The organism is Leifsonia tongyongensis, assembly GCF_010686705.1.
Lineage (GTDB): Bacteria > Actinomycetota > Actinomycetes > Actinomycetales > Microbacteriaceae > Diaminobutyricibacter > Diaminobutyricibacter tongyongensis.
On the sequence record NZ_JAAGWY010000002.1, the window covers coordinates 73,781 to 100,194 of the forward strand.

The 26,414-nt window shown below is 67.3% G+C and carries 22 protein-coding genes; 8 read left to right on the forward strand and 14 right to left on the reverse strand.

Annotated elements, in window-relative coordinates; all coding sequences use genetic code 11:
• Window positions 1-238: 238 nt before the first annotated feature.
• On the forward strand, window positions 239-991 hold the full coding sequence (locus G3T36_RS08335; protein ID WP_240148414.1) for an ABC transporter ATP-binding protein: 753 nt from the start codon (window positions 239-241) through the stop codon (window positions 989-991).
• Entirely contained in the window at window positions 988-1,755 is a 768-nt protein-coding gene (locus G3T36_RS08340; protein WP_163289254.1) for an ABC transporter permease, read from the forward strand. Before G3T36_RS08335 ends, G3T36_RS08340 begins: the two co-directional genes overlap by 4 nt.
• A 58-nt stretch (window positions 1,756-1,813) precedes the next feature.
• Here the strand turns inward: G3T36_RS08340 and G3T36_RS08345 are convergent, their stop codons facing one another.
• Together G3T36_RS08345 and G3T36_RS08350 are read right to left on the reverse strand one after the other, a co-directional pair.
• Window positions 1,814-2,839 carry a formylglycine-generating enzyme family protein gene (locus G3T36_RS08345; protein ID WP_491047482.1) on the reverse strand — a complete coding sequence of 342 codons (1,026 nt, stop codon included), beginning with the start codon at window positions 2,837-2,839 and terminating at the stop codon, window positions 1,814-1,816.
• Window positions 2,775-4,313, reverse strand: coding sequence for an arylsulfatase (locus G3T36_RS08350; RefSeq protein WP_163289256.1), 1,539 nt, complete (start codon window positions 4,311-4,313; stop codon window positions 2,775-2,777). The genes G3T36_RS08345 and G3T36_RS08350 overlap by 65 nt, the downstream gene beginning before the upstream one ends.
• Before the next feature lie 166 nt (window positions 4,314-4,479).
• Between G3T36_RS08350 and G3T36_RS08355 the strand changes: the two genes are divergently transcribed.
• The gene (locus G3T36_RS08355; protein ID WP_163289258.1) at window positions 4,480-5,316 is read left to right on the forward strand and encodes an ion transporter; all 837 of its coding nucleotides are present in this window, start codon (window positions 4,480-4,482) and stop codon (window positions 5,314-5,316) included.
• 77 nt (window positions 5,317-5,393) lie between these two features.
• Here G3T36_RS08355 and G3T36_RS08360 read toward each other — a convergent pair whose 3' ends face one another.
• From G3T36_RS08360 to G3T36_RS08375, 4 genes are all read right to left on the reverse strand, one after another.
• Window positions 5,394-5,606 carry a three-helix bundle dimerization domain-containing protein gene (locus tag G3T36_RS08360; RefSeq protein ID WP_163289260.1) on the reverse strand — a complete coding sequence of 71 codons (213 nt, stop codon included), beginning with the start codon at window positions 5,604-5,606 and terminating at the stop codon, window positions 5,394-5,396.
• Window positions 5,607-5,652: 46 nt separating this feature from the next.
• On the reverse strand, window positions 5,653-6,837 hold the full coding sequence (locus tag G3T36_RS08365) for a PucR family transcriptional regulator (protein ID WP_163289262.1): 1,185 nt from the start codon (window positions 6,835-6,837) through the stop codon (window positions 5,653-5,655).
• Window positions 6,838-6,915: 78 nt separating this feature from the next.
• Complete coding sequence (locus G3T36_RS08370; RefSeq protein WP_163289264.1) at window positions 6,916-7,344, reverse strand: hypothetical protein; 429 nt, start codon at window positions 7,342-7,344, stop codon at window positions 6,916-6,918.
• A 46-nt stretch (window positions 7,345-7,390) separates the two neighbouring features.
• On the reverse strand, window positions 7,391-7,963 hold the full coding sequence (locus G3T36_RS08375) for an HdeD family acid-resistance protein (protein ID WP_163289266.1): 573 nt from the start codon (window positions 7,961-7,963) through the stop codon (window positions 7,391-7,393).
• 235 nt (window positions 7,964-8,198) lie between these two features.
• Between G3T36_RS08375 and G3T36_RS08380 the strand changes: the two genes are divergently transcribed.
• Together G3T36_RS08380 and glgX are read left to right on the forward strand one after the other, a co-directional pair.
• Window positions 8,199-9,614, forward strand: a complete 1,416-nt coding sequence (locus tag G3T36_RS08380) for an MFS transporter (RefSeq protein ID WP_163289268.1) — start codon at window positions 8,199-8,201, stop codon at window positions 9,612-9,614.
• An 18-nt stretch (window positions 9,615-9,632) separates the two neighbouring features.
• A complete protein-coding gene (glgX, locus tag G3T36_RS08385; RefSeq protein ID WP_163289270.1) occupies window positions 9,633-11,738 on the forward strand; it encodes a glycogen debranching protein GlgX in 2,106 nt (701 codons plus the stop codon).
• Between the two features lie 149 nt (window positions 11,739-11,887).
• On the opposite strand, the gene G3T36_RS08390 is transcribed toward glgX, so the two are convergent.
• Entirely contained in the window at window positions 11,888-13,480 is a 1,593-nt protein-coding gene (locus G3T36_RS08390; protein ID WP_338031518.1) for an MFS transporter, read from the reverse strand.
• Between the two features lie 25 nt (window positions 13,481-13,505).
• Between G3T36_RS08390 and G3T36_RS08395 the strand changes: the two genes are divergently transcribed.
• A complete protein-coding gene (locus G3T36_RS08395) occupies window positions 13,506-14,858 on the forward strand; it encodes an MFS transporter (RefSeq protein WP_163289274.1) in 1,353 nt (450 codons plus the stop codon).
• Here the strand turns inward: G3T36_RS08395 and G3T36_RS08400 are convergent.
• Window positions 14,755-15,627 (reverse strand): carbon-nitrogen hydrolase family protein, encoded by an 873-nt coding sequence (locus G3T36_RS08400; RefSeq protein ID WP_163289276.1) that lies wholly within the window; start codon window positions 15,625-15,627, stop codon window positions 14,755-14,757. The genes G3T36_RS08395 and G3T36_RS08400 overlap by 104 nt on opposite strands.
• Before the next feature lies 1 nt (window position 15,628).
• Window positions 15,629-17,212 carry an APC family permease gene (locus G3T36_RS08405; RefSeq protein ID WP_163289278.1) on the reverse strand — a complete coding sequence of 528 codons (1,584 nt, stop codon included), beginning with the start codon at window positions 17,210-17,212 and terminating at the stop codon, window positions 15,629-15,631.
• A gap of 146 nt (window positions 17,213-17,358) precedes the next feature.
• Here G3T36_RS08405 and G3T36_RS08410 point away from each other — a divergent pair, with 146 nt between their 5' ends.
• The gene (locus G3T36_RS08410; RefSeq protein ID WP_163289280.1) at window positions 17,359-17,967 is read left to right on the forward strand and encodes a TetR/AcrR family transcriptional regulator; all 609 of its coding nucleotides are present in this window, start codon (window positions 17,359-17,361) and stop codon (window positions 17,965-17,967) included.
• 73 nt (window positions 17,968-18,040) lie between these two features.
• Here G3T36_RS08410 and G3T36_RS08415 read toward each other — a convergent pair whose 3' ends face one another.
• The 5 genes from G3T36_RS08415 to G3T36_RS08435 form a co-directional block, all read right to left on the reverse strand.
• Window positions 18,041-19,099 carry an LLM class flavin-dependent oxidoreductase gene (locus tag G3T36_RS08415; RefSeq protein WP_163289282.1) on the reverse strand — a complete coding sequence of 353 codons (1,059 nt, stop codon included), beginning with the start codon at window positions 19,097-19,099 and terminating at the stop codon, window positions 18,041-18,043.
• A gap of 26 nt (window positions 19,100-19,125) precedes the next feature.
• Window positions 19,126-19,785, reverse strand: coding sequence for an NADPH-dependent F420 reductase (locus G3T36_RS08420; protein WP_163289284.1), 660 nt, complete (start codon window positions 19,783-19,785; stop codon window positions 19,126-19,128).
• A complete protein-coding gene (locus G3T36_RS08425) occupies window positions 19,782-20,294 on the reverse strand; it encodes a MarR family winged helix-turn-helix transcriptional regulator (protein ID WP_163289286.1) in 513 nt (170 codons plus the stop codon). Before G3T36_RS08425 ends, G3T36_RS08420 begins: the two co-directional genes overlap by 4 nt.
• 269 nt (window positions 20,295-20,563) lie before the next feature.
• Window positions 20,564-21,772, reverse strand: a complete 1,209-nt coding sequence (locus tag G3T36_RS08430; RefSeq protein ID WP_163289288.1) for an epoxide hydrolase family protein — start codon at window positions 21,770-21,772, stop codon at window positions 20,564-20,566.
• A gap of 144 nt (window positions 21,773-21,916) precedes the next feature.
• Window positions 21,917-23,515 (reverse strand): MFS transporter, encoded by a 1,599-nt coding sequence (locus G3T36_RS08435; RefSeq protein ID WP_163289290.1) that lies wholly within the window; start codon window positions 23,513-23,515, stop codon window positions 21,917-21,919.
• A gap of 674 nt (window positions 23,516-24,189) precedes the next feature.
• Here G3T36_RS08435 and G3T36_RS08440 point away from each other — a divergent pair.
• Window positions 24,190-26,322 (forward strand): Ig-like domain-containing protein, encoded by a 2,133-nt coding sequence (locus tag G3T36_RS08440; protein ID WP_163289292.1) that lies wholly within the window; start codon window positions 24,190-24,192, stop codon window positions 26,320-26,322.
• Window positions 26,323-26,414: the final 92 nt, after the last annotated feature.

Consider the following 26,414-nt stretch of genomic DNA (forward strand, 5'->3'; position numbering starts at 1 on the left):
GCCGCACTCGTTCTGTCTTGCCGCACTCGTTCTGTCCGGCCGCACTTGTTTCTTCCGAGCGCACCCGTACCACTTAGTGCGACCGGAAACTGTTAGTGCGGCTGGACCGTTTCGGTTAGTGCGGCGGGACCGTTTCGCGGGCGAAGCGCGCGGACTATGCTGTGTGCTGGCGCGCCGGGAAGTCTGGTCGGCGGGCAGCCGGGCCGGCTGCTCTGGTCGATCGATTGCGAGTGTCGCCATGACGCCGATGACTGAGGGGATGACCCTCCGTGGGGTCGGCCGGTCGTACCGGGGCGGCGCCGGCGTGCGCGACCTCGACCTCGAGGTGCGCCCCGGCGAGGTGCACGCCCTGGTCGGGCTGAACGGCGCGGGCAAGTCGACGCTGATGAAACTGCTGCTCGGGATGCTCCGGCCGGACATCGGCACGGTCAGCGTCGGCAGCGTGGACATCCGGAACGCCAGGCCCGAACTCTGGGCGCGCGTCGGCCAGGTGGTGGAGACCCCGCTGGCGTATCCGGAGTTCACCGTCACGCAGAACCTGCTCGCCGCTGCCCGACTGCGCGGTGTCGCCTCCGCCGTGCGAACGACGATGGTCGACGATGCGATCGACGGCTTTCGCCTCGCCGATTTCGCCGGCAACCGCACGCGGACCCTGTCGTCGGGCAACCGACAACGACTGGGACTGGCGGCTGCGCTGCAGCACCATCCGGACTTCGTGGTGCTGGATGAGCCGACCAGCTTCCTGGACCCGGCCGGCACCATCCTGTTGCGGGAGATCCTGCGGAACCGCGCGCTGGCCGGCGCTGCCGTGCTCGTCTCGAGCCATCACCTGGATGAGGTGGCGCGCATCGCCGACCGGATCACCGTGATGAACGCCGGACGCCTAATCGGCGGGCTCGACCCGGGCGGTACAGAACTCGAGAGGTCGTTCTTCGACCTCGTCCTGCACGACGACGAAAAGCGTGGCGCCCCGGCAGGGAGGTTCGCATGAACGCGCGCGGTCTGGCCGCGGCGACGTCCGTCGAGCTGCGCAAGACCGTGCGATCACGGGTTCCGCTGGTCACGGCCCTGATCGTGGTGGTCGGTGTCGCGGCGATCTGCCTCTCCACGGCGGTCGCGGCCACCTCGGGTTCCGCTGAGATCGTGGCCAAGCTGGGCCCGATCGTCGCGGCAGGCGGCTGGGCCGGATACCTCAGCGCGGCGCTCCAGGTCATCGGGGCGGGCGCAGCGGGTGCATCCGGAATCCTGCTCAGCTGGAGTTTCGGGCGCGAATTCGGCGAGGGAACGATCACCGGTCTCTTCGCCCTGCCCGTGACGCGGGCCGAGATCGCCGCGGCGAAGTTCGCGGTCTACGTTGCGTGGTCGGTCGTGATCGCCCTGGCGGTGACGATAGTCATACTCGGCGGAGGGGTGGCGGCCGGCTTCGGCTGGCCGTCGGCGGCAGACCTCAGCGTGGCGCTGAGGCTCCCGGCGCTGGTGGTACTGACCGCGCTGATGGCGCTCCCCGTCGCATGGGTGGCGACGGTCAGCCGGGGACTCCTCGGCGGAATCGCCGCGACGATTCTGCTGGTGGTGAGCGCACAGGTCCTGGTGTTCTCGGGGTCGGGGCCGTGGTTTCCCCCGGCGGCGCCTGCGCTGTGGGCCCTCCATCCGGATGGGACCGGCGGTATCGCGGTGGCCGTCGGGCTGCTCCTCCCGGCCGTGTTCGCGGTGCTCACGGTCGTCGCCTGGCGGCGGCTCCAACTCGATCGCTAGCGCTGTCGCACAACGCGTAGGCGCCGTCGAGTCGTCGCGAAGTCACCGAAACGCGCGCTCAGAAGGGGGTTCGTGACGACTCGGCAAGGGTAATCGTCAGTCGGCCGGCGAGCCGGAACCCGATGTGGCTCATCCCGGTGTCGATCATCTGGGCACGGCGGGCGGCCGGCCGGTAGCGCTGACAGTAGCTGTCCGCACATAGGAAGGAGCCGCCCTTCACCGTCTTCCGCGGCACGGCGAACTGCTCGGCCGGGTTGATGCTCCCTTCGCGCGAGCCGCCGACCGGGTTCGCCGGGATACAGCATTCGTCGCCCTGATGTCCCTGGTACCAGTCGGACGTCCACTCCCACACGTTGCCGGCCATGTCGAAGAGCCCGAAGCCGTTCGCCAGGAACGACCCGACCGGCGCCGTCGACCCGTAGCCCGGCGCGGCACGCCACGGGAAGTCGCCGTGCCAGTAGTTCGCGCGCGCCTCCCCGGCGGCCTCCGGTTCGTCGCCCCACGTGAAACGTGTGGCCTCGAGGCCGCCGCGGGCCGCGAACTCCCATTCGGCCTCGGTCGGCAGTCGCGCATCCGCCCACTCTGCGTACGCCTGCGCATCCTCGTACGCGATGTGCACGACCGGATGCTCCGGGCGGTCACCCACGCTCGACCCAGGCCCGAACGGCCTGCGCCAGTTCGCCCCCGGAGTCCAGGCCCACCACTGGCTGAGATGACGGAGATCCACCGGCCCCGGAGTTCCCGTGAAGACCATCGAACCGGGCACCAGGTTCTCGGCCGGTGCATCCGGGAAGTCGGCCGGGTTGAGCGGGCGCTCGGCCACGGTGCGGTAGTGGGTGGCGCGCACGAACGCCGCGTAGTCGCGGTTGGTGACCGTCGTGCGGGCGATCCGGAACCCCTCGACGCGCACGCGGTGGGCGGGCGCCTCCTCGGGGTAGTGCTGGTCGGAGCCCATCGTGAATTCGCCGCCGTCCACCCGCACGAAATCGGTGGATGCGCGGACTGCCTCGGTCGTCAGGTCAGCCTCCCGCGAGGAAGGAGCGGAGCTTCTCCACTGCCTGGTCGATGCTGAACGTCGCCGCACGCTGACGCGGCGGGAACTCTTCGAAGGTCGCGAGGAACTGGCTGGTCAGCGCCGTCGCGGCGAAGATCAGGAAGTCGTTCTCGAGCATCCACTCGTAGTAGGTGTTGGAGGTGACGTCGGCACGTTCGAACGGATCCGTGCGCAGGTTGAACAGTTTGGGAACCCGGAGCGGGACGAACGGTTCGGCCCAGATCTGCAGGGTGCCCTGGACGCGCTGCTCCATGAAGACGACTTTCCAGTTGTCGTAACGGATCGCAAGCACGTCGCCGTCGTCTGAGAAGTAGACGAGGCCCGGCCGCGGGCTCTTCTCCACTTCGCCGGTCAGGTAGGGCAGGAGGTTGTAGCCGTCGATGTGCACCTTGAAGGTCTTGTCGCCGATCGTCTTGCCGGCCTTCAGCGCATCCACGGTGTCGGTGTCGCCGGCCGCCGCGAGGAACGTGGGCAGCCAGTCATGGTGCTGGACGATCTCGTTCGAGACCACGCCGGCTGCGATGTGACCGGGCCAGCGGATCATCTCGGGAACCCGGAAGGCGCCCTCCCAGTTGGTGTTCTTCTCGCTGCGGAACGGGGTCATGCCGGCGTCGGGCCAGGTGTTCATGTGCGGGCCGTTGTCGGTCGAGTAGATCACGATCGTGTCGTCGGCGATGCCGAGTTCGTCGAGCTGGTCGAGCAGCGATCCGACGAGTTCGTCGTGGTCGATCATCGTGTCGTGGTATTCGGACTGCCAGCGCCCGGCCTGCCCGATGCTTTCCGGTTTCGGATGCGTTCGGAAATGCATGTGGGTGGTGTTCATCCAGACGAAGAACGGCGTCTCTGCCGCGACGGCGCGACCGATGAAGTCTTTGGCGGCGTCGGCGAACTCGTCGTCGACGGTCTCCATCCGCTTCCTGTTCAGCGGACCGGTGTCTTCGACGCGCTGCTTGCCGCGTCGCCCGTACCGACCGTCAACGGTGTCGTCGTCATCATCGGACGCCCAGGAATGGATGACGCCGCGCGGCCGCGCCATCGCGTTGAACCCGGGGAAGTCCTCGGGCGAGGGCCAGTCGACCGCCTCAGGGTCTTCCTCGGCGTTCAGGTGGTAGAGGTTGCCGTAGAACTCGTCGAACCCGTGGAGCGTCGGCAGGAACTCGTTCTTGTCGCCCAGGTGGTTCTTGCCGAACTGGCCGGTCGCGTACCCGTGCGGTTTGAGGACTTCGGCGATCGTCGGGTCCTCGGCCCGCAGGCCGAGATCAGAGCCCGGGATGCCCACCTTGCTCAGCCCCGTACGGAAGACGCTCTGCCCGGTGATGAACGAGGAGCGGCCGGCCGTGCAGCTCTGCTCGCCGTAGGAGTCGGTGAAGCGCATCCCTTCTTCTGCGATTCGGTCGATGTTGGGCGTTCGGTAGCCCATCAGGCCGTCGCTGTAGGCGCTCAGATTGGTGATCCCGATGTCATCCCCCCAGATGACCAGAATGTTCGGCTTTCCATTCGGCATGGCGTCCCCTCCGATTCGCGACCGGCGGCGATCGGACGACCGCCGTCACGCTCGCCCATTCTGTACCCCGTCATGGGGCCGGGACCAGACCCCCGTTCCCCATCGGAGATGAACAATTCGGATGCTCGGCCATCCCCGTGGCGTGGCTGCGTGCCACAATCCAGCCATGGCAAAGAAGCAGCGCAGTGAACTGAAGAGCACCGGATACGAGATCTTCATCGGCATCCTGTCGATCCTCTCGATCGTCAACATCGGCCTCCTGTACCTACTCAGGGACCCCGCGCTCAATCAGGTCATCGAGGTGATGAACGCCATCTTCAGCGGGGTGTTCCTGATCGACTTCACCTACCGGATAGTGACCGCGCCGTCGCGGAGCGCCTACTTCTTCCGGCACTTCGGATGGGCCGACCTGCTCGCCAGCCTGCCGTTTCCGCAGTTCAAGATCTTGCGCGTCTTCCGCCTGGTCAGGGTCTATCGGCTGCTTCGCAAGGTGGGCATCCGCACCGTCGGTCGCACCCTTATCAGGGACCGGGCCGGCAGCGCCCTGTACGTCCTGCTGCTGATGGGTGTCTTCGTGTTGCAGTTCGGCAGCCTTCTGGTGCTCCGCGTCGAGGAGAACGCGCCGGGAGCGAACATCACCACTGCCTCGGATGCGCTCTGGTACACGATCGTCACCATTTCGACGGTCGGCTACGGCGACCAGTATCCGGTCACCCAGGCGGGACGCATCATCGGATCGCTCATCATCGTGGTGGGCGTCGGAATCTTCGGCACCTTCACCGGATACCTGGCCACGGTCTTCCTGGGGTCGCCCAAAGGGGAGACCGCTGAGGCGACGGAGACGGCGCGGTCCGCGGCCGAGGCCGAGGCCGATGGCGGGACCGAGGGCGCGGATGCGGCAGCCAGCGCTGCGACGATCGAGAGGCTGCGAATCCTTCTCGCCCAGTCGGAGGCGAACCTGGCTGAGATGCGCGAGCTGATCAGCGGCGGCCCCGCGCACTAATTGCGCACGACCGCACGCGTACAACGAAGTGCGCTGGGAAACAACGAGTGCGGCGGGAAACAACGAGTGCGAGGGCGCTACTTCTTCTTGCGCTTCTCCGCGACGATGGTGACCTTCGAACCGTGCTCCACCAGGACCGCGATGTAGTCCCGCAGCTTGGCCTGCTTGAAGGTGGCGTAGTTCGCCTCGACGATCTCCTCGATGTGTTTGCCGCCCACATCCGGGTACTTCTTCTTCAGTCGCTTGACGACATCGTCGATCGATTCACGCTCGGTCTTCTTGTCTGGCATGGTTCGAGGGTCTCCTATCGACATAGACGGATGCTGTGAGTGGGTTTCAGCCGACCGGGCGTCGCGGAAGGGAGACGACGGCGAGATACACCTCTGCGGCCTGGCGCGGGTCGGAGAGGCTTCGATTGGTGAGGGTCTCGAGCCGCCGGAGGCGGTTGCGCACCGTGTTGGGGTGGAGGAACAGCTGCCGTGCAGACTCCGCGACCGATCCGCCGGTGCTGAACCAGGTGCGAACGGTGTCGAGGATCGTCTCGCGCTCGAGGTCGGGAAGCTCGAGGATGCGGTACAGCACGATTCCGGCGAGCTCGGACGCGACATCCGGAGCGCCGGCGGCCATCGTGTTGATCGCCGAATCGGAGAAGAACGTCACCTGGCCTGCATCCGAGGCTGCCAGCGCGGTCCGGGCCAGCCGGACGGCCTGCGGAGTGTGGCCGAAGTCGTCGGTCACCGGGCTGATCCCCGCGCGCACCTCGTACCCCTGGAGCGCTTTGCGCACCACGCGGATCTGGTCGTGGAAGCACGAGACGATGCCGAGCTCGACGTCGGAGCGCAGCAGCCACGCCGACTCCATCTTGTCTTCCCGCAGCCGCTTGTCGACGCGTGGGGTCGGGACCTCGCCGTCACCCTGGGCTTCGACCGCGACGACGACGAAAGGCCGGTCGCGGGGGAGCCCCAACCTGTCGACGGCCTGCCAGAGGGTCGCGGTCGGCTGGTCATGACCGCTCAACACGGTGTCGCAGAGCGCATACCGCAGGCGCTCCCCGTTGATGAGCCGGAAATCCTGTTCCTCGCGGTACCCGGCGCTCATGAGGCCTACGAATTCGTCGCTCATCGACCACACCTGTCCGGCGACGGTCACGAGTTCGGCGTCGGATGCCGTCCCGGACGATCGCGCATGGTCGACGATCTCGCCCCAGATGAACTCCGAGCCGACCCGGATGGCGTCGAGCACGTCGGGGAGAGGGAAGTTCGTCCGGGCACGCGACGCCCCGATCATCCTGATGGTCTTGTCGCGTTCCGGATCGGGCTGGCCCAGCGAGGAGATGAAACCGACATGTGCAGCGCAGGAGTCGTCGAGCTCCTGGTCGGAGACGAGCGACGGCTGGCGGTAGCTCGGCACGCGTCGCCTGATCGTTTCGGCCAGCCGACCCGGCAGGTCGTCGGCGGTCGCGAGCAGGTTTGCGGTGAGTCTCGGGAGGAGGCTGGGGGGTTGGGACTGTTCTGCTGACATGGGGTCGTCCGTTCGGAACGAGCTCGACGGGGTGGATGGGCGTGCACCGAAACTGTGCACGCCCATCCGCTCGATCGTCTACCCCTGCGCGCTCTGGAGCTTGTCGGCCTGGTCGCGTGCATACGCGGCGTCCAGGATGGCGTACTCCGCCTCCTGGAGTGCATAGACCGCGAAGTCGACAGCGTCTTCCGCGTCGGCTTCGGCGTCTTCGGCAGTGCGTTCCGCCTTCTTCGCAGCGTGTTCTGCGCGCTTCCTGGCGATGTCGGCCTGCATCGAGTCGAAGCTGTCGGAGACGGACTTCTGCATGGCCGCCCACGAGGCGGTCGCGGAGGCAGCGTCGGCGTTCATCTGGTCGCCGATCTTGACCTTCGTCTCGTCGAGCGACTTCTTGGCCTCGTCGCGCTTTTCGCTGATCTTGTCGGCGGTGTCCTTGTTGAACGAGTCGACCGACTCTTCGACCTTCTTGGCTTGCTTGGACAGTTTCTTGAGGTGATCCGAGAGTGCCATGGTGTTTCCTTCTTTCCTTTCGATGGGTCCTTGTGCGCGCCTGCGGTCAGCTGATGCTGTGCGTCGCCTGGCGGACGGTGAAGGCGGCCCCGATCTCTGCGACGCCGCGGAAGATGGCGAGCACACTGACGTAGGTGACGAGCACGACGACGCTGGAGGAGAACGAGGATGAGGCGAGGAAGCCGAGGATGAGCTCGGCGATGCCGGACAGCAGCTGCAGCCACCAGACGGGGCTGAGCGAGATGCTGAAGAGGCTGGAGATGATGTCGTAGGTTCCGACGAACACGAAGTAGATGCCGATGACGATCGCCAGTGACTCGAAAGTTGCTCCGGGGTTCACGAAGGCGATGACGGCGCCGACGATGAGCAGGATCGTGAAGATGATATGCCAGACGCGCCAGCCTCCGACGGTGACCGTGGCACGGAGGATCTCGTTGCCGGCGGCGAGGAGGAGGAGGATGCCGAACACGATCGAGATCACGTAGACGGTCGAGGTGTCGAAGCGGAGGACGACGAAGCCGATCACGATCCAGGCGATCCCGGCGATGAGCAGGATCCACCAGGCCCCGCCGATCTTCTTCGCGGCAGTGGCAAGCGGACTTGAGGCGATGTTGCTCATGATTTACGGCTCCGATTCACGATTGAGAAAGTGACAGAACCGATACTGACGTGCCCCCTACGTGGGGGACAATGGAGCCCGTCACACGATTGGGTGCCTCAGAATGTACTCCTGCACAGCCATAGACCGTCCAGTCAACCCAGGGACCTGATTCGTCACCCGGAGGGTGAGATGGCCACAGCGATCACCCTCAGGGGGTGATCCGGCGGCGCGCTGGGTGGGGTAACGTCCCGGCATGGTGACTTCGTCGGCGGTGACGCGTACGACCACCGGATGGTGGACCCTGCTTCCCCTCGCGCTCGCGCAGTTCATCTGCTCGTTCGCCGGGTCGAACATGAACGTGATGCTCAACGACATGAGCCGCGATCTGGATACGACGGTCCACGGCATTCAGATCTCGATCACCCTGTTCCTGCTGGTGATGGCCGCCCTGATGATCCCGTTCGGCAAACTCACCGACCAGCTCGGGCGCAAAGTGTGCTTCGTCCTCGGGCTCGCGGTGTACGGAGCCGGCGCCATCGTCAGTGCGCTCTCGCCCGGCCTCGGGCTGCTCATCCTGGGCAACTCGATCCTGGAAGGCGCCGGTACGGCCCTTCTCATCCCGCCCGTCTACATTCTGGTGACGATGTACTGGACCGGCATCGCCGACCGGGCGCGGGCGTTCGGCATCGTGAGTGCGGCCGGAGGTGTGGGGGCCGCGATGGGGCCGCTGATCGGCGGCTGGATCTGCTCGTACATCAGCTGGAGGGCCGCATTCGGTTTCCAGGCGCTCATCATCGTGGTCATCCTGATCCTCGCGATACGTCTGAAGGACCCGCGGCCCGCCGACCCGAGCCGGCCGTACGACCTCGTCGGGGCGGTGCTCTCGGGGCTCGGCCTGATCGTATTCGTGCTCGGCATCCTCGCCGCCGACAACAACCTGTGGTTGTGCCTGGCCCTGATGATCGGCGGCGCCGCCATCATCGCCCTGTTCTTCTGGTGGGTGCGCAGGCGCGAAGCACGAGGCAAGGAGCCGCTGCTGTCGACGAAGCTGTTCCGCAATCGCGTGTCGAACCTCGGGCTGGTGACGCAGAACCTGCAATGGCTGCTCCTGATGGGCACGTCGATGCTCGTGGCGAGCCACCTGCAGGTCGTGCGCGGCTACGACGCGATCGAGACCGGCATCATCTTCAGCGCCGCGACCATCGGCATCCTCGGGTCGTCGCTCGCCGCCGGCAGGCTGGTGCAACGGTTCTCGCAGCGTTCGCTCATCGTCACCGGCTTCCTGATCACCGGTGTCGGACTGATCCTGCTCCTCATCGTCGGCGCGGTGCCGGGCGCGTGGGCTTTCGCGTGGGGCCTGCTGGCGATCGGCATCGGCCTCGGCGTCATGCTCACCCCGAGCGTGAACCTGGTGCAGTCGGCCTTCCCGGAGAAACAGCAGGGCGAGATCTCCGGGCTCTCGCGCAGCATCTCGAACCTGGGGTCGACCTTCGGAACCGCGATCGTCAGTACCCTCCTCGTGCTCAATGTGAGCGGGCCGAACGACAACTACGTGCTTGCCCTCTCTCCGCTGGTCGCGGTCGCCATCATCGGGATGCTCGTCGCGGGATTCCTGCCCGGTCGCGCATCCCTCGCCCCCCAGCCCTCGACCGCTGCCACCCTCTCGTAGATCATGAATACTGTGCCCATGGACACGCTGCCGGGCTCCGCCTACCCGCTGGGCGCGACCGCTGACCCGAACGGCACGAACTTCGCGCTGTTCAGCCAGAACGGAACACGCGTCGAACTGTGCCTCATCGGCGACGACGGCAGTGAGTCGCGGGTCGACCTGACCGAAGTGGATGCGCAGGTCTGGCACGGCTACCTCCGCGGCGTCGGGCCGGGGCAGCGTTACGGCTACCGGGTCCACGGCCCTTACGACCCCGCATCCGGGCAGCGCTTCAACCCGAGCAAACTGCTCCTCGACCCGTACGCGCGAGCGATCGACGGTGCCATCCGCTGGGATCCGGCGCTGTTCTCGTACGAGCAGGGTGACGAGACGGCACTGAACGTCGACGACTCCCGGCCGTTCACAATGCTGAGCGTCATCACCGATCCGGCGTTCGACTGGGAGGGAGATACGCCTCCGCACTGCGCCTACGGCGACACGATCATCTACGAGGCGCACGTGCGGGGCCTGACGAAGCTGCATCCGGACATCCCGCCGGAACAGCGCGGCACCTACGCGGCCGTCGGCCATCCCGCGATCATCGAGCACCTGCAGAAGCTGGGCGTGACCGCGATTGAGCTCATGCCCGTGCACCAGTTCGTGATCGATGGCACCCTGCAGGACAAAGGCCTCTCCAACTACTGGGGCTACAACACGATCGGCTTCTTCGCGCCGCACAATGCATACGCGACCGACCCCGCCGCCGGTCACCAGGTGGCCGAGTTCAAGGAGATGGTGCGCGCACTGCACGCGGCCGGGCTCGAAGTGATCCTCGACGTCGTCTACAACCACACGGCCGAAGGCAACCAGCTCGGGCCGACCCTGAGCTTCCGCGGCATCGACAACAGCGAGTACTACCGGCTCAGCCCGGACAACCTCCGCTACTACCTCGACTACACGGGAACCGGCAACAGCCTCAACGTTCGGCAGCCGCGCACGCTGCAGCTCATCATGGACTCGCTCCGCTACTGGGTCACCGAGATGCACGTCGACGGGTTCCGCTTCGATCTCGCCTCGGTGCTCGCGCGCGAGTTCTACGACGTCGACAAACTCTCCACCTTCTTCGAAGTCGTGGCACAGGATCCGGTGGTCTCGCAGGTCAAACTCATCGCCGAGCCGTGGGATATCGGCCCCGGCGGCTACCAGGTCGGCAACTTCCCGCCGAACTGGACGGAATGGAACGGCAAATACCGGGACACCGTGCGCGACTTCTGGCGGGGACAGCCGGCGACGCTGGGGGAGTTCGCCTCCCGGCTGACCGGGTCGGCGGACCTGTACGAAGACGACGGGCGCCGGCCGAGCGCCTCGATCAACTTCGTCACCGCGCACGACGGATTCACGCTCGCCGACCTCGTCTCGTACAACTCGAAGCACAACGAGGCCAACGGCGAACAGAACCGCGACGGCACCGACGACAACCGCAGCTGGAACTGCGGCGTCGAAGGCGACACCGACGACCCGGCGATCCTCGCTCTGCGCGCGCGACAGAAACGCAACTTCCTGGCGACGCTGCTGCTGTCGCAGGGCGTGCCGATGATCCTCCACGGCGATGAGCTCGGACGCACGCAGCACGGCAACAACAACGCGTACGCGCAGGACAATGAACTCACGTGGATGCACTGGGACACGGCCGACCACGAACTGATCGCGTTCACCGCTGCCGTCGCGAAGCTGCGCTCCGAGCATCCGACGTTCCGGCGCCTCCGCTACTTCGACGGCAAACCGGTGGACCGGGCGGATGGGGACCCCCTGCCCGACATCGGCTGGCTTTCTCCGAGCGGGGTCGAAATGACCATGCAGGACTGGTCGGCCGGCTTCAACAAGTCGATCACCGTCTTCCTGAACGGCCAGAGCCTCGAACGCCGGGATGCCGACGGTCACCAGCTGACCGACGACGACGTGATCCTGTTCTTCAACGCCGACTCGGCGCCGGTCGAGTTCACCCTTCCGCCGCGCGCGGTGCCGTTGCGCTGGGAGGTGCTTCTGGACACCTCCCAGGCCGACGCTGCGCCGGCACCGCTGGAGAAGACGACGATCACGCTGGCAGACCGTTCGCTGGTCGTGCTTCGGCGGGTCGCCGCCTGAGGCGCCACCCGGTCTTGGTGCGTTGCCGTCAGTAATTCAGGAACTTTGGGGTCGGATGCGCGTGAGCAGCACATCCGACCAGGCCTTTTGCCTTTGTCGGGCTCGTGGTTGTCACTCTCGCCACAGGAATTCCTGAATTGCTGACGTCCTCAGGGGCGTAGTGCGGCGATGGATGCCGTGGGAGGGGTCTGGTGCACGAGAGCGGAGCGCCGGGCGGGAAGCAGGTTGATGAGGACGACGGCGAGCCCGCACGCGGCGAGCACCGCGCTGACGGCCACTCCGAATCCGCTCGGAACGGTGGTGAGTGCAGCCGGTCGGCCGGTGCTCAGCAAGGTGCCGATGATCGCGACGCCGAGCACGGAACCGAGTTGTCGCGAGGTGGCGACGAGGCTTGCGGCCACGCCGGCCTGATCGTTCGGCAGCTCGGAGACCGCTGTGTTGTTCACCGGATCGTTCAGCAGCCCGTAGCCCGCTCCGAAGATGATGAAGGGGATGACGATCCAGCCGAGAGGGGTCGTCGGCCCGAAGAAGGCGAGCATGACGGGAGCGGCCGTCAACGCGATCCCGGACGAGACCAGCGTGGCCCTGGTCTTCCCCCTGGCGACGAGACGCCCTGAGACGGTGGCGGCGATGATCACCGACGCGGCGAGCGGCAGCGAGAGCAGCCCGGCCGCCGAAGCGCTGAGCCCCCTCGAGTCCTGCAGGTAGAAGGTGTTGGCGAAGAGCAGGCCGGCGAAGGCGACGAACCCCACGAGTGTCGTGCTCCAGGCGGCGCTGAACGCGCGGTTGGTGAAGAGCCGGATCTCGACGAGCGGCTGGCGGCGATGCAGTTCGTACGGCACCAGGATGACGATGGCCGCCGCGGCCAGCTCGAAGACGGTGAAGATGACCGGGGAGCCCCAGCCCAGCGCCGGCACTTCGATGATTCCGAAGGTGAGGCAGACAATGACCAGGAAGACGAGCCCCTGGCCGATGGGGTCGAATCGCCTCGGGGCGCGCGCCCGCGACTCGGGTACCAGACGGGCGGTCAGGATGATCGCCGCCAGTCCGACCGGCACGTTCACCCAGAAGATGGACCGCCACCCGAACGCATCCACCAGGAATCCTCCGAGCAGCGGCCCGAGCGCGATCCCGAGGCCGCTCGCGGCAGCCCAGTAGCCGATCGCCTTCGCGCGCTCGCCCGGCCCGGTGAAGACGTTGGTGACGATCGCGAGCGCGACGGGAGTCATCATGGAACCGCCGATCGCCTGCACCACCCGGAACGCGACGAGCCAGGTCTCGCTGATGGTCAGGCCGCACATCGCCGATCCGAACACGAAGATCGCCAGGCCGGTCATGAAGACGCGTTTGCGCCCGAACCGGTCGGCGAGCGAACCGGAGAGGATGAGCAGGCTGGCGAGGACGAGCAGGTACGCGTCGACGGTCCACTGGAGGGTCTGGACGGATGCGCCGAGCTGGGTCGCGATCGACGGCAGCGCGACGTTCACGATCGTGTTATCGATGGACACCAGGAGGAGGCCCATACAACAGACCGCGAGGATCGCGTACTTCCGTCTCTGCATGCTCTCTGCCCTTTCGTGACGTGTTTGCCGGTCGCACTCAGACTGACCGGGGACGCCTCCGGCTGTCCAAGACCCTGATTCGACCGACCGATAGGTGTCGGTTATCGACCGGTCGACGACGCGTCTTGGACAGGCTCCCGGATGCGGCGAAAGCTGGGAACTGCGCTCGATCGGGCGCACCTTGCCTCATGACAGACAGGTACTGATGACCACGGCCATACAGACCGGCGGAGTTCCGCCGGCTCAACAGAACCTCCACGCCGGTCTGTTCGCCGCGTTCGGCGTGCCGAACTTCAGCCGGTTCGTGATCGGTCAGGGGGTGAGCCTGATCGGAACCTGGACCGAGACCGTCGCGCAGGCCCTGCTGGTGCTCCAGCTGACGAACTCCGCGATCGCCGTCGGGTTCGCGACCGCAGCGCGCTACCTTCCGGTCCTCCTCCTGACCCCGTACGCCGGACTCATCGTCGACCGCAGGAACAAGCGGAAGATCCTCCTCGTCACAGCGATGTGCCTCGCATCCCTGTCGGCGATCCTCGGCGTCCTCGTGCTCACCCACACCGTCGCCTACTGGTCGATCATCCTGGTCGCACTCGGATTCGGGGTCATGTCGGCACTCGACAACCCGGCACGGCAGGCGTTCGTGCCCGAAATGGTCGGGCGACCGCTGATCCGCAACGCGGTGACGCTGAACACCACGGTCGTGAACGTCGGGCGCGCCATCGGACCGGTCACCGCCGCGATCCTGATCGGCACGCTCGGGATCGGCTGGTGCTTCATCGTCAACGCCGCCAGCTTCATCGCGGTGATCGTCGCCCTGGCCACGATGAACGTGCCGGCGCTGCATCCGGTCGGCTCGGTCGGGCGCGCGAAAGGCCAGCTGCGCAGCGGATTCCGGTACGCCGTCCGCATCCCCGAGATCATCGCCCCGGTGGCGATGATGGCGCTGATCGGCACTTTCACCTACGAGTTCGAGGTGAGCCTTCCCCTTTTCGCCCATGTGACGCTGTCGGGAACGCCGGCCACCTACAGCTGGCTGCTCGGGGCCTTCGGCGCAGGCTCCGTGATCGGGGGCCTCTACTGTGTCTGGCGACCGCAGGTCGGGCTTCGCCGGCTGGTGGGGGCGGCGATCGTCTACGCCGTCGCCATGACCGCCACCGCGTTCGCGCCCAACGTCGCCGTCGCGGTTCTGCTGCTGGTGGTGGTCGGGATGGGCAGCATCGCGTTCATCACGATCGGCAACTCGACCATCCAGCTCGCGGCGAAACCGGAATACCGCGGCCGTGTCACAGCCCTGTGGTCGACCGCTTTCCTCGGATCCACCCCGATCGGCGCATCAATCATCGGATACGTCGACTCGATCAGCCCGCGGCTGGCCCTGGGCGTGGGAGCCGCCGCGTGCGTGGTCGCCGCGTTCGTCGGCTGGCACTTCGTGCGCCGCCAGCGCCGTGAGACGGCTACAGGGGTTTGGCCCACTCAGGCGGGCGGACCGTCGCGCCGCCGAACATCGGGTACTCGAGCAGCGCGCACTGGTCGGCCAGCTGGCTCCACGGCCGGTTGATGCCGTGCGACCCGTACTCGCGGACGACCTCGACGCGGTCGAGGTCGAGCACCGCGAAGAGCACCTCCTCGCCGCCGCCGGCCTGCTGCATGACCGTGCCCTCGGGGTCGACGACGACGCTCTCGCCGACACCGACCGGGGAGGCGCCGTTCACGTTGACGACGAAGACCTGGTTGGCGAAGGCGTTGGCGCGCGCCATCACGATCTCCATCTCACGGTCACGTGTGGTCGTCAGTGTCGGCTGGATGATCACCTCGGCTCCGAGCCAGGCGAGCTGACGCGACACCTCGGGGAAACTCCCGTCGAAGCAGATCGCCAGGCCGACCCGCCCGACATCGGGGATGTCGAACGTCACGAATTCGCTCCCCGGGAGGAGCTCCTCGTACGGCCGCCACGGGAAGAGCTTGCGGTAGCGGGCGACGATCGACCCTTCGGGAGAGATCGCGAGCGCCGTGTTGAACAGCCGGCCGTCATCCGTCTGCTCCACAAGCGTGCCCGGCACGAGCCAGACGCCGAGGTCGCGGGCGAGGTCGCAGAGCCGGTCGGTGACGCGACCGGGAATCGTCGTCGCGGCACGCGCATCCGCTTCGGCGTCCTCGAGCAGCAGCGGCCCGGGAGCGGCCAGAAGCAACTCGGGCACGACCACCAGGTTGACGTGCGGTCGAAGGGTCTTCGCGGCGACGACCTGCGCTTCGAACCGGTCCCAGGTCGCTTCGAGGTCGCCGGGGACGGGAACAGTTTGGATGGCTGCGATGGACAGAACGCGCATGTCAGCGCTCCTCACGGATCAGGGTCGGTTCGGCGTCGAGGTCGACGACGTCGGGGGAGGGGGCGACGATCGGGTCGGCGATGACGAAGTCGGTGTCGCCGAACTTTCCCACGGGGATCGTGCGGCCCGAGAAGAAGTCGCGGTAGTGGCGGCGCAGGGCGAACGTGACGACGACGCCGAGGACGAGCGCTCCGATGCCGATCCAGAACACGGTGCCGATGCCGAGGATGGATGCGCCCGCGTAGTCCGGAGCGGCCATCTCGACGGCGCTGACGACGAACGCGATCACCATCATCACCGCACCGAGGCCCGGAAGGATGCCGGCGACGATCAGCCGGCCCGGGTTGCGGCGCATGTCGGGCGCGAAGTAGACGATCGCTGCGATGGCGGTGACCGCGTAGTAGGCGGCGATCATCACGCCGATCGCCAGGATGGCCAGCCCGATGAAGTCGGTGGCGAGCAGGGTGAGCAGCACGATCGTGGCGATGCTGATGCCGGCCCACCAGTAGGTGGCGATGTGCGGCGTCAGGAACCGGCGGTGCATGCGGGTGATCGCACCGGGGAGCGCCCGGTAGGTGGCCATGCTGAGCCAGGAGCGCGGCGTCGAGACGGCGACGGTGAACAGGCAGGCCAGCGCCGACAGGCCGATCGCCAGGGTGATGATGTGTCCGAAGATCTGGCCGGTGGCCATGGGGCCGAGCACGGAGAGGACATCGTTGATGGTTTTCGGGTCGGTGATGAGTTTGATTCCGCCGAAGCCGATCGCCGCCACCGATGCGCCGCAGTAGAGCACCAGCAGGATGATCGTCGAGATGAGCACGGCGCGGCCGGGGTTGCGCGAACGGTCGGTGGTCTCCTCGTTGACCGAGATCAGCGAGTCCCAGCCCCAGTAGATGAAGAGGCAGAGGACGACGCCGGTGACGAGACCGCCGGGGTCGGAGACGGCGAACGGGTTGAACCAGGCGAGGCTGGGGGTTGTTCCGGCTCCCGGGGCCGTTCCGTTCGACATGGCCATGAAGGCGCCGACGCAGAAGCCGCCGATCGCCACGATCTGGAGTGCGATGAGTGCGTACTGCACCCAGGCGGCCAGTTCGATTCCACGGACGGCGATCGCGGCGCTGAGTGCGATAAGCACGACGGCGACGGATGTCGTGGCCAGCGGATTCGCGGCGATCGCCCCGAGGCCGACGGCATCGAACAGGTAGACGGTGGCGACCTCGGCGAGGGCGGCCGTCGCGATGAACGTAGCGATCTGGGGCACCCAGCCGCCGAAGAACCATCCGGCCACAGGCCCGAGCGCCCGGCTGATCCAGACGAAGACACCGCCGCAGTCGGGCATGACCTGGTTGAGGTCGCGGAACGCGAAGGCGGTGAACAGGATGGGTACGAAGCCGAGCAGGAAGGCTGCGGGCGTCTGCAGCCCCACCGCGCCGACGACGAAGCCGAGTGTCACGGCGAGGCTGTAGGCGGGTGCGACAGCGGCGAGACCGAGGGCCACGATCCGGCCGAGGCCGATCGCATTTCGGCGGAGCCCTTTGTCGTGCGTGTCGCTGGGGGTTGCGGTGTGGGCAGGGGTCGAGCTCATCGGCCTCTCCTTCGTCGTCATTGGCAAGGAAATCTGAATGGCATTCAAACAACTGTGGGCATCCGGTGTCAAGCGTTTTCTGAATTATGTTCAGGGAACGTCCGCCGCTGTCCGATTCCGCGGATGCGTACGGCAGAATGGGGACCATGTCACGGCCCAGCAAACGCGCCGAGCGGCGCCTCGACATCCTCGAGGCCGCCCGCGGCGTAGCAGTGCGCGAAGGGGCCGCGGGCACGACGCTGCGCGCGATCGCGACGGCGGCCGGCATGGAGCCGTCGGCCGTCCTCTACTACTTCGACGGGCTCGGCGACATCATCGAAGAACTCGTCTTCTCGGCGAGCGACCGCTTCATCGACACGATCACGCGGGCCGTCGGCGCGGTCGAGTCGCCGGTCGACCGGATGCTCGCAGCCATCCGCGCGGGAGCGACCGGAGGCATCGAAGGGCACGAGTCGCGCATCCTGTACGAGTTCTGGGCGGCCGGAATCAGGGATGAGCGCCTCAACGACGCCGACCACGCTCTCGACCGGCGCCAGGCTGCGATCTACCGGAGGATCATCGACGACGGCGTGGCGGCCGGGATGTTCCAGCCGCGCCTCGACTACGACGAGGCCGCTGTCGCCCTCGTCGGCCTCGAGGACGGTCTGGTCATGGACATCCTCGCCGGCACGAAGTCGAGCGACGAGGTCGTGGCCCTGATCGTCTCGGTCGCCGAGGCGATGCTCGGCGCCCAGCTGCGCACCCAGCCCGCCTGACACGGGCCGCTGTTTGGCAATAGATGCGAGTGCCGCATCCGGTCACCAGCGTTCTTTGCACAATCGAGCGACCTCAGGCGAGGAGGTCGCGCACGCGCGGTACCACCTCGTCTCCGTAGAGGCGGATGTTCGTCAGGAGTGCGTCGTCGGCGAGGCCGCCCATCGCGTACTTCAGGTCGAAACGGTTCGCACCGACCGCCTTCAGGTTCACCGCGATCTTGTTCGCGACGGTCTCGGGTGAGCCGACGTAGAGGGAGCCGTCCGGTCCGATCTCGCGGCGGAACGACGCCTCGGTCGGCACGGCGAAGCCCCTCGTCTTGCTGACACGAGTGATGACCTCGAGGTAGCGGGGCCAGAACTCCTCCTGCGCCTGCTCATCGGTCGCGGCCACGTGCCCCGGCGAATGCAGCCCGACCGGTTTCGGCGAATGGCCGAACTGTTCGAGCGCCTTGTGGAACAGTTCCGAGAATGGCGCGAAGCGTGCGGTCGGGCCGCCGATGACGGCGAGCATGAGCGAGAACCCGTAATGGGCGGCGCGGATGACCGACTCGGGGCTGCCGCCGACGCCGATCCAGGTGGGCAGCGGCTTGTCGAGGTGCGGCACGACATCCTGGTCGCGCAGGCCGCTTCGCGTGCGACCCTCCCAGGTCACCGGACCGCCCTTCAGCAGGTGGGCGAACAGGTTCGTCTTCTCCTCGAACAGTTCCTCGTAGTCGTTGAGGTCGAAACCGAACAGCGGGAACGAATCGATGCTGGAGCCGCGGCCGAGGATCACTTCGGCCCGGCCGTCCGAGATCGCGTTCAGGGTCGAGTAGCGCTGGAAGACGCGCACCGGGTCGTCCGAGCTGAGCACGGTGACCGCCGAGCCGAGCCGGATGCGGTCGGTGCGGGCCGCGATGGCGGCGAGCACGACATCCGCCGCCGACAACGGCATGTCGTCCGTGTGGTGCTCGCCGATGCCGAAGAAGTCGATGCCGGCCTTCTCGGCCGCGACACCGTGCTCCACGAGGTTGCGGATGGTCTCCGCATGCGAGAGCGGATGCCCGTCGGCGTCCCAGGTCACGTCACCGAACGTGTTGAGCCCGAATTCGAGCGGGAAAGGACCGGTGGAGGGTGTGAGAGCTGTATTCATTTGTGGGTGCTTTCTGTGGGGAAGGGTCAGGCGACGGCATCCAGTGAGACGGCGCTCTCGAATTCGGGCGCCGTCATCCGCGCGCCGAAGACGGGGCCACCCGGCTCGAACGAGCCGCCGTCGCGCAGGCTGTCGAGCGTGACGACGTCGTAGCCGATCGCGTCGACGAGCGATCCGACGAGGGCTGCTGCGTACGGATCGTCGGATGCGACCCCGAGCGCACGCCTGTCGGCGGAGCCGCCCGGGCGCCGGTCCTCTTCCATCTCGTGGTAGCCGATGTGGTTGAACGTCTTGACGACGGTCGAGCCGGGGAGCGCATCCTGAACGATCTCGCTGCTCGTCAGGTCGGTGTTCTCGAACTGCGGTTGCACGCCGTCGGTCGGCGCCCAGTAGTTCATCGCGTCGACGACGATCTTGCCGTCGAGCATGCTGTGGTCGAGGGTGGCGAAACGATGCAGGGGGATCGCGAGAATGACGATGTCGGCGTCGGCCACCGCATCCCTCGCCCATTCCGGCTTGGCGCCCGGCAGGAGCACGGATGCGATCAGCGCGATCTTCGCAGGATCCCCCGATGCGGCGACCGAGACGTCGTAGCCGGAGTCGAGCATGATGCGGGCGAGCGCGGAGCCGACGTGGCCGACGCCGAGGATGGCGACACGGGGACGGGTCAGGATGCTGTCGGTCATGAGGCTTCTCCTTCGGTCGTGGCTCGGTCCAGGGTGTCGAGGTGTGCGCGGACGCTCGCGAGCGCGTCGCCGAGACCTGCGAGCTGGTGCGGTTCGAGGGCGTCGGCGAAGAAGCGCTTCACGGCGCGCAGGTGGGGTCCGGATGCACGCCTGAGCGCACTCGAACCATCGGCCGTGATCACGACGAGTGCTCCGCGATTGTCCCCGGGGCAGTCGTCGCGGCGGAGGAGGCCGCGTCGCTCCATCCGTCCGAGGTGATGCGACAAGCGGCTGCGCTCCCAGTCGATCGCGGTCGCGAGCTCCGACGAGCGGAGGGCGTTGCCGGGCGCTTCGATGAGCGCGAGGAGCACCGAGTAGTCGCCCGATGAGAGCCCGACCTCCTGCAGTTTCGCGGAGAGGAGCCTGCGCAGCTCGGTCGTCGTGTCGAGCAGCGAGCGCCAGACGGCGAGCTCGTCGTCCGTCAGTCTCTGCGTGGTCGCGCTCGGTGCGTGCCGTTGCGTCCCGGCCATGGGTACCTCGCCTCGTTGACGTGTCAATGAAGTAGTTGACGTGTCAGTAAACCGAGGCGTGGCCCACTTTGTTCCCGGGTGCTCGGATGGAGGATCGAGTCGGCGCTAACCGACCTCATTCGTGCGCGAGAAGGGGAGTTCGCGCCGACTGGGCGCACAGGTCCTGGCCCGGCGGCCTGACCGCTAGAACCCGCGCACCCGCTTACCCGCAGATCTTGCTCATCGGGGGCTCAGCGGAGCGAGCGCAGCCTCAGCCGATCGGGCGGGCCTCAGCGGAGCGAGCGGAACGCGGCGCGGAGTTCGGACGTGTACAGGTCGGGCTCCTGCCATGCCGCGAAATGGTTGCCCCGGTCGAGTTCGTTGAAATAGATGAGGTTCGGGTACGCCTTCTCGGTCCAGCTCCGCGGCGCCTGGTACAGCTCGTTCGGGAAGACCGAGACCGCGGCCGGCACCGTGACGCCCTTGATGTCGAAGAAGCCGAGCGTGTTCTCCCAGTACAGCCGGCCGGACGACATCCCGGTGTTCGTCAGCCAGGTCATCGTGATGTTGTCGAGCACCTCATCCCGGGTGAGGCCGTCGACGGGTGAGCCGTCGAACGCGCGCACGATGTCCGCGAGGCTGCGGGCGTCGTGGTCGAGCATCCAGGCCGCGAGCGCGACGGGGGAGTCGGCGAGTCCGTACAGCGTCTGCGGGCGGTTGCTCATCTCGAGCGCATACCCGAAACCCTTCGTGAACAGGGAGTTGAGCTGGTCGAACGCCCGCTTCTCGTCTCCCGTGAGACCCGTCGGCGGGTCACCGGCGCCGAGCACGTTCGTCGCGAGTGCTTTCGACAACTCTGGTGGCAGGGTTCCCGGCATGTTGGAGTGGATGCCGAGCAGCTCGGCCGGTGCCTTCGCGCCCATCACATCGGTGACCTGCGCACCCCAGTCGCCGCCCTGGGCGACGTAACGGGTGTAGCCGAGGCGGCTCATGAGCGCGATCCACGCATCCGCGATGTGGATGGGATCCCATCCGGTCGCTGCCGGCTTCTCCGAGAACGCGTAACCGGGGATCGAGGGTACGACGACATCGAACGCATCCGCTGCGTCGCCGCCGTGTGCCGGAGGATCGGTGAGCGGCCCGATCACATTCAGCATCTCGATGATCGAGCCCGGCCAGCCGTGCGTGATGATCAGCGGCAAGGCGTTCGGGTGCGGTGACCTGACATGGATGAAATGGATGTCGAGGCCGTCGATCCCGGTCATGAACTGCGGTACCGCGTTCAGCCGGGTCTCGAACCGGCGAAGGTCGTAGTCGGAGGCCCAATAGCGGGCGAGTTCCTGCATCGTCGCCAGCGGCACGCCCTGACTCTGGTCGCTGACGGTCTCGCGTTCGGGCCAGCGGGTCGCCTGCACGCGACGGCGCAGCTCGTCGATGTCGGCCTGTGGGATCTCGACGCTGAATGGGCGGATCGACGTGTCAGATCCGGTGTTGCTCATGGCTGTTCTCCTGTCCCTCGCTGGCGTGATTCCTGCGGGCGGATGCACGGGCTCACCGTCGATGTCGCGTCGCGCACCACGCGCCGGCACCTACCGCCCTATGCCCGACAGGCTACCCCCCGGGTGGGGGGTGCCGATAGGCGCTCAGCTCGAGGTCTTCGTGGAGAAATAGTGCCGTTCGACCGGGTCGCCTTCGCAGTATTCGCGGGCTTCGGCGAGGATCTCGCGGTCGCGCCCGGTGAGCCGTTGCGTTTGCTGGCGCCGGAACTCGGCCCACGAGGGCACCATGAAGGACTCGAGGAGGAGATCCTCGTCTTCGCCGCTGCGGAAGAGTTGCCAGCGGTACCCACCCGTTCGCCGACGGGATGCGGCCACATCCTTCATCGCGGTCTCGAACGGAGCGACCGCGTTCGGCCTGACGATGTAACGGTTGATCACGAGCACAGGGCCGTCGGTCGGGTCGGGGTCGAACACCAGGTTCGGGGTCGCCCACGTGAGGGAGATGGTGCGGTCGATGGTTCCCGTGCCGGGCAGCAGCGGAAGGAACCGGGTGCTGGCCGCGACCAGTACGAGCAGCACCGCGGCGGCCGTCAGGGCTGCGGTCGTCCCGAAGACCTGCGCGACAAGCCCCCACAGGAAGGAACCGATCGCCATGGTGCCCATGAACACGAGGATGTACGTGGCCGCGCCACGCGAGCGCACCCACTGCGGGAGCGTCAGCTGCAGCGCAGCGTTGAGCACTGTCAGCGTGCCGATCCAGGCCAGCCCGGCGAGCACGAGGAGGACCAGCGCGGCGAAGAAGGGGAGGAACGCCGCGGCGAGTGTGCCGACCGCGAAGAGCACAGCGCTCGCCGAGATGACCACGTTGTCCGAGTAGCGCCGGCGTGCCAGGGGCAGCAGGAAGATCCCGATGATCGCTCCGACGCCGAGCGCGCCCAGAAGGAGCCCGTAGCCGGCGGAGTCCAGGTCGAGCCGTCTCGACGTGAGCGGGAGGAGCGCCCAGAGTGCGCTCGCCGGGAAGGCGAACAGTGCCGATCGGAGCAGGATGCGCCGCACCAGCCCCGCGGATGCGATGTACCGGACGCCCGCCCGCAGAGCGGCACCGAAATGCTCGCGGTCGTCCAGGCCCTGTTGGGCGGGCCGTTTCCACCAGATCAGGGCGATCGCGGCGACGACGAAACTGAGCGCGTTCAGGCCGAACACGACGGCGACGCCGAAGGCCGACAGGATGAGGCCGGCGAGCGCCGGCCCGACGGCGCGCGCACCATTGACGGTCACCCCGCCGAGGGCGGACGAGGCGCCGATCTGCTCGCGTGGCACAAGCTCCGGCTGGATGGCCTGCCAGGCGGGCGACGTGAGGGTGGAGGTGATGCCGAGCAGGAAGGTGAACGCGAGGAGCGACCACGGGTTGAGGAGGTCGGCTGCCGCGACGACGGTGAGCGCCGCGGCGATGATCGCACTCACGATCGAGCCCCAGATCAGCAGCTTTCGGCGGTCGAGCACGTCGGAGAGCACACCCGCCGGCAGCGAGAACAGTATCGAGGGAGCGAGGCTCGCGGTCTGCACGAGCGCGATGACGGCGGCGCCAGCAGCGGCATCCACCAGGTACCACTGCGCACCGACGGTCTGCATCCAGGTGCCGATGTTGCTCCCCAGCTGCGCGAACCAGAGCACCCGGAAGGCGGGGATCGCCAGCGGCGCCCACGCGGAGATTCTCACCGCGCCGGCCTGCGAGTTCGACATGTATCTCAGGCTAATGCTCCGTCGAGCACAGGGTTCTTCCCGAAAAGAGTCGCTCATAACCGGAAGAACCGTGTGCTCGGCGCACTTGGGGACTTGAGAAAAAATCAATTTGTGGTAGCGGAGAGGTGGATGAGGCGTCTACCATTTCGCTGATCGCACTTTCTGAGTGCGTTCTTCTGGTTCCGTCACGGTCTCACTTTCGGCATGCACGCTGAGTGAAGGGAGGCCGTGTGCGGCGCGTTCTGGCCGGCTTCTCGGCCCTCGCACTCGCCCTGGGCGCGGCGCTCTTCGTCGCGGTTCCAGCGTCGGCATCGGACTCGTCCCACACGGGCGGGCACGGATCCGGCGGGTCGCAGTCTGCGCATCCGGGGCACCAGAAGACCGACTCCGCGCCGCATCCGGCGCCTACGCCGGAGCCGACCCACGTGCCCGCGCCGGCTCCAGAGCCGACACACCCGCCGGTCTCACATCCTGTGCCGACCCATTCGTCCGCGCCGCGTCCTCAGCCGACGCAATCGTCGGTCTCGCATCCGGAGCCCACACACACGCCCTCGCCGCACCCGGAGCCCTCGCCCCACCCGGAGCCCACTCACTCGCCCTCCCCGCATCCGAACCCCACGCCGCGTCCGAACCCGCACCCGGAGCCCACTCCGCCCCCGGATCACGATGACAACGTGCCGCCGGTCTCCTACACCTTCTCGCCCGCAGCGGTTTCGACGTTCGGCACGCTCGAGCACGGTGCGACCGGTATCGACCTCTACTCGGCCTCTGACGGACACGCCGCCCTCACTCGTTCCTGCGTCTGGTACCAGTCGGCGCCTGACTGCCACTTCGGCCCACTCGCGGCAGGGACCTGGGAGCTCCGAGCGCACTACACCGAGCACGCGTTCGACGACGATTTCCGAATCGGGAAGGCAGCGTATTTCGTCATACCGGATGCGCCCACGATGACGGCCGGTGTCAACGACGACCGCACGCTGCGCTTCAGCGGCGGCGGTGTCGCGGGCGACCGTGTCGTCGTGACGGGTTCGAGCGGCGACCGCGCGTGTTCCGCGACGGTCGACTACGCCGGGCAGTGGTCGTGCGCCGGCGACGAACGAGACCCCGGTGACTACGCGTTCACCGCGGTCCAGGTCGATGTCGGGGCCGGCGCCTCGCACGGCGTGGACTGTGCGACGTACGTGCGCGGGGGAACATCCGCCCCCTCCGGCTCGGTGATGGTGACCGTCGCGCCTCCTGCCACGCCGGGACCGATCACGATCGACCCGAACAGCTGGTCGTTCGGGATCTTCGGCGTCGATCTCGGCCACCTGCACTTGCGCGACCATTTCACGATCAGCGGTCGCGGGCTTCCGCCCGGCCTGAGCACTGCGGTCGACCTGCATTCGACCCCGGTGCGGCTCGGGGCGACGACCGTCGGAGCGGATGGCTCGTTCAGCCTCGGAGCGTCCGTTCCGGGCGACACGGTGCCGGGTCACCATCAGGTGATCGTGACGGTGGCCGGCGCCGGGTATGTGACGGCCACCAAGAGCGTGAACGTCACGATCCTCGCGCCTGAAAGCGCGCCGGCTTCTGTGCCGGCGTCTGTGCCGGCTTCGGTGCCGGACGCCATCCCCGAAGCGAGGCCGCTCGTCGCGCAGGCGCCCCTGCCGTTCGCCGCCGTGCCGTTCGTGGCCTCCCACGGCACGGCGGTCGTCCCGGCCCCGACCGGCGACCAGGGCGGGTCGGGGGCGACCGACGCAGGGCGGGCGCAGCCCGCCGGCGCACCTGCGGCGGCGATCGCCCCGAACATCCTGACCAATGCGATCAGGACGATCCAGGACATCCTGGCCCACCCGCAGAAGGTGTCGGGTTCGATCGCGATCGGCCTGGCGCTGATCATCTTCGCGACCCTGCCCGCCCACCTGCTGAACGCGACAATCTCCGAGCAGTACGAGCGCTTCGCCCGTCGGCTGCCCAAGCCGAAGAAGCCGCCGCACTGGCTCGAGGCGGCGACCGCCTGGCTCAACCACGAACCGGTCGTCGGGGTGCTCTCCATCGTCGTCGTCACCGCGCTCCTGTTCGGGTTCGCGGATCCGACGTTCGGCTTCACGCTCGCATCCCTCCGGCTGTTCCTCGCGTGCGCGATCGCCCTGTTCTTCGTCGGCTACGTCGCCAACGCCGTCACGATGGTCATCGCCCACCGCCAGTGGGATGTCGACGTTGCCATCAGCGTGCGGCCGCTCGGGCTCATCCTGACGGTGGTCGGCGTCGTGCTGTCGCGGTTCCTGCACTTCTCGCCCGGGTTCCTGGTCGGGTTGATCCTCGGACTCACCATCGCGAGCAGCAAAGCCATGCAGGCCTCAGCTTGGAAGGTCGTCCTCACCCGAACGGTCATCCTGCTCACGTTCGGCATCGCCGCCTGGGGCGCCTTCAGCGTGATGGCGGCGGAACACGCGACGGAGGAATCGTTCGGATCGGCCCTGCTCTCCGAGACGCTGGTCGCGGTCACGACGGAAAGCCTTGTCGCCCTCGTCGTGGTGCTGCTGCCGTTCCGTTTCCTCGAGGGGGAGCGGCTGTACCAGCATTCGAAACTGCTGTGGTCGGGGGTCTACCTCGTGGCGCTGACGGCTTTCCTCGTCGCTGTGGTCTCGTGGGACGGCAACTGGGAGGTGCTCGGCACGGCCTTCTGGCTCTGGATGCTCGTCGTCGTGCTTTTCGGCGCGCTCTGCCTGGGCGTGTACCTGTACTTCCGATTCTGGCCGCCGCCGCTGTACGTCGAAGGCGAGCCCGACGACGAACAGGTGCCGATCAGCGACGAGGCGTAGGCGCTCCCGAGCCCGTTGCGCGAGCGCACGCGGGGGAGCGCACGCACTCTTTCGCTGGGCGCGGCGGAGGACCATACTGGCGGTGACGTTCG

Coding starts and splice junctions, on each gene's coding strand:
- G3T36_RS08415 (WP_163289282.1), bottom strand. CDS start 19,099: ATGAATACAGCTCTCACACCCTCCACCGGTCCTTTCCCGCTCGAATTC.
- G3T36_RS08340 (WP_163289254.1), top strand. CDS start 988: ATGAACGCGCGCGGTCTGGCCGCGGCGACGTCCGTCGAGCTGCGCAAG.
- G3T36_RS08430 (WP_163289288.1), bottom strand. CDS start 21,772: ATGAGCAACACCGGATCTGACACGTCGATCCGCCCATTCAGCGTCGAG.
- G3T36_RS08380 (WP_163289268.1), top strand. CDS start 8,199: ATGGTGACTTCGTCGGCGGTGACGCGTACGACCACCGGATGGTGGACC.
- G3T36_RS08355 (WP_163289258.1), top strand. CDS start 4,480: ATGGCAAAGAAGCAGCGCAGTGAACTGAAGAGCACCGGATACGAGATC.
- G3T36_RS08370 (WP_163289264.1), bottom strand. CDS start 7,344: ATGGCACTCTCGGATCACCTCAAGAAACTGTCCAAGCAAGCCAAGAAG.
- G3T36_RS08405 (WP_163289278.1), bottom strand. CDS start 17,212: ATGAGCTCGACCCCTGCCCACACCGCAACCCCCAGCGACACGCACGAC.
- G3T36_RS08375 (WP_163289266.1), bottom strand. CDS start 7,963: ATGAGCAACATCGCCTCAAGTCCGCTTGCCACTGCCGCGAAGAAGATC.
- G3T36_RS08420 (WP_163289284.1), bottom strand. CDS start 19,785: ATGACCGACAGCATCCTGACCCGTCCCCGTGTCGCCATCCTCGGCGTC.
- G3T36_RS08400 (WP_163289276.1), bottom strand. CDS start 15,627: ATGCGCGTTCTGTCCATCGCAGCCATCCAAACTGTTCCCGTCCCCGGC.
- G3T36_RS08395 (WP_163289274.1), top strand. CDS start 13,506: ATGACCACGGCCATACAGACCGGCGGAGTTCCGCCGGCTCAACAGAAC.
- glgX (WP_163289270.1), top strand. CDS start 9,633: ATGGACACGCTGCCGGGCTCCGCCTACCCGCTGGGCGCGACCGCTGAC.
- G3T36_RS08350 (WP_163289256.1), bottom strand. CDS start 4,313: ATGCCGAATGGAAAGCCGAACATTCTGGTCATCTGGGGGGATGACATC.
- G3T36_RS08435 (WP_163289290.1), bottom strand. CDS start 23,515: ATGTCGAACTCGCAGGCCGGCGCGGTGAGAATCTCCGCGTGGGCGCCG.
- G3T36_RS08335 (WP_240148414.1), top strand. CDS start 239: ATGACGCCGATGACTGAGGGGATGACCCTCCGTGGGGTCGGCCGGTCG.
- G3T36_RS08410 (WP_163289280.1), top strand. CDS start 17,359: ATGTCACGGCCCAGCAAACGCGCCGAGCGGCGCCTCGACATCCTCGAG.
- G3T36_RS08425 (WP_163289286.1), bottom strand. CDS start 20,294: ATGGCCGGGACGCAACGGCACGCACCGAGCGCGACCACGCAGAGACTG.
- G3T36_RS08365 (WP_163289262.1), bottom strand. CDS start 6,837: ATGTCAGCAGAACAGTCCCAACCCCCCAGCCTCCTCCCGAGACTCACC.
- G3T36_RS08360 (WP_163289260.1), bottom strand. CDS start 5,606: ATGCCAGACAAGAAGACCGAGCGTGAATCGATCGACGATGTCGTCAAG.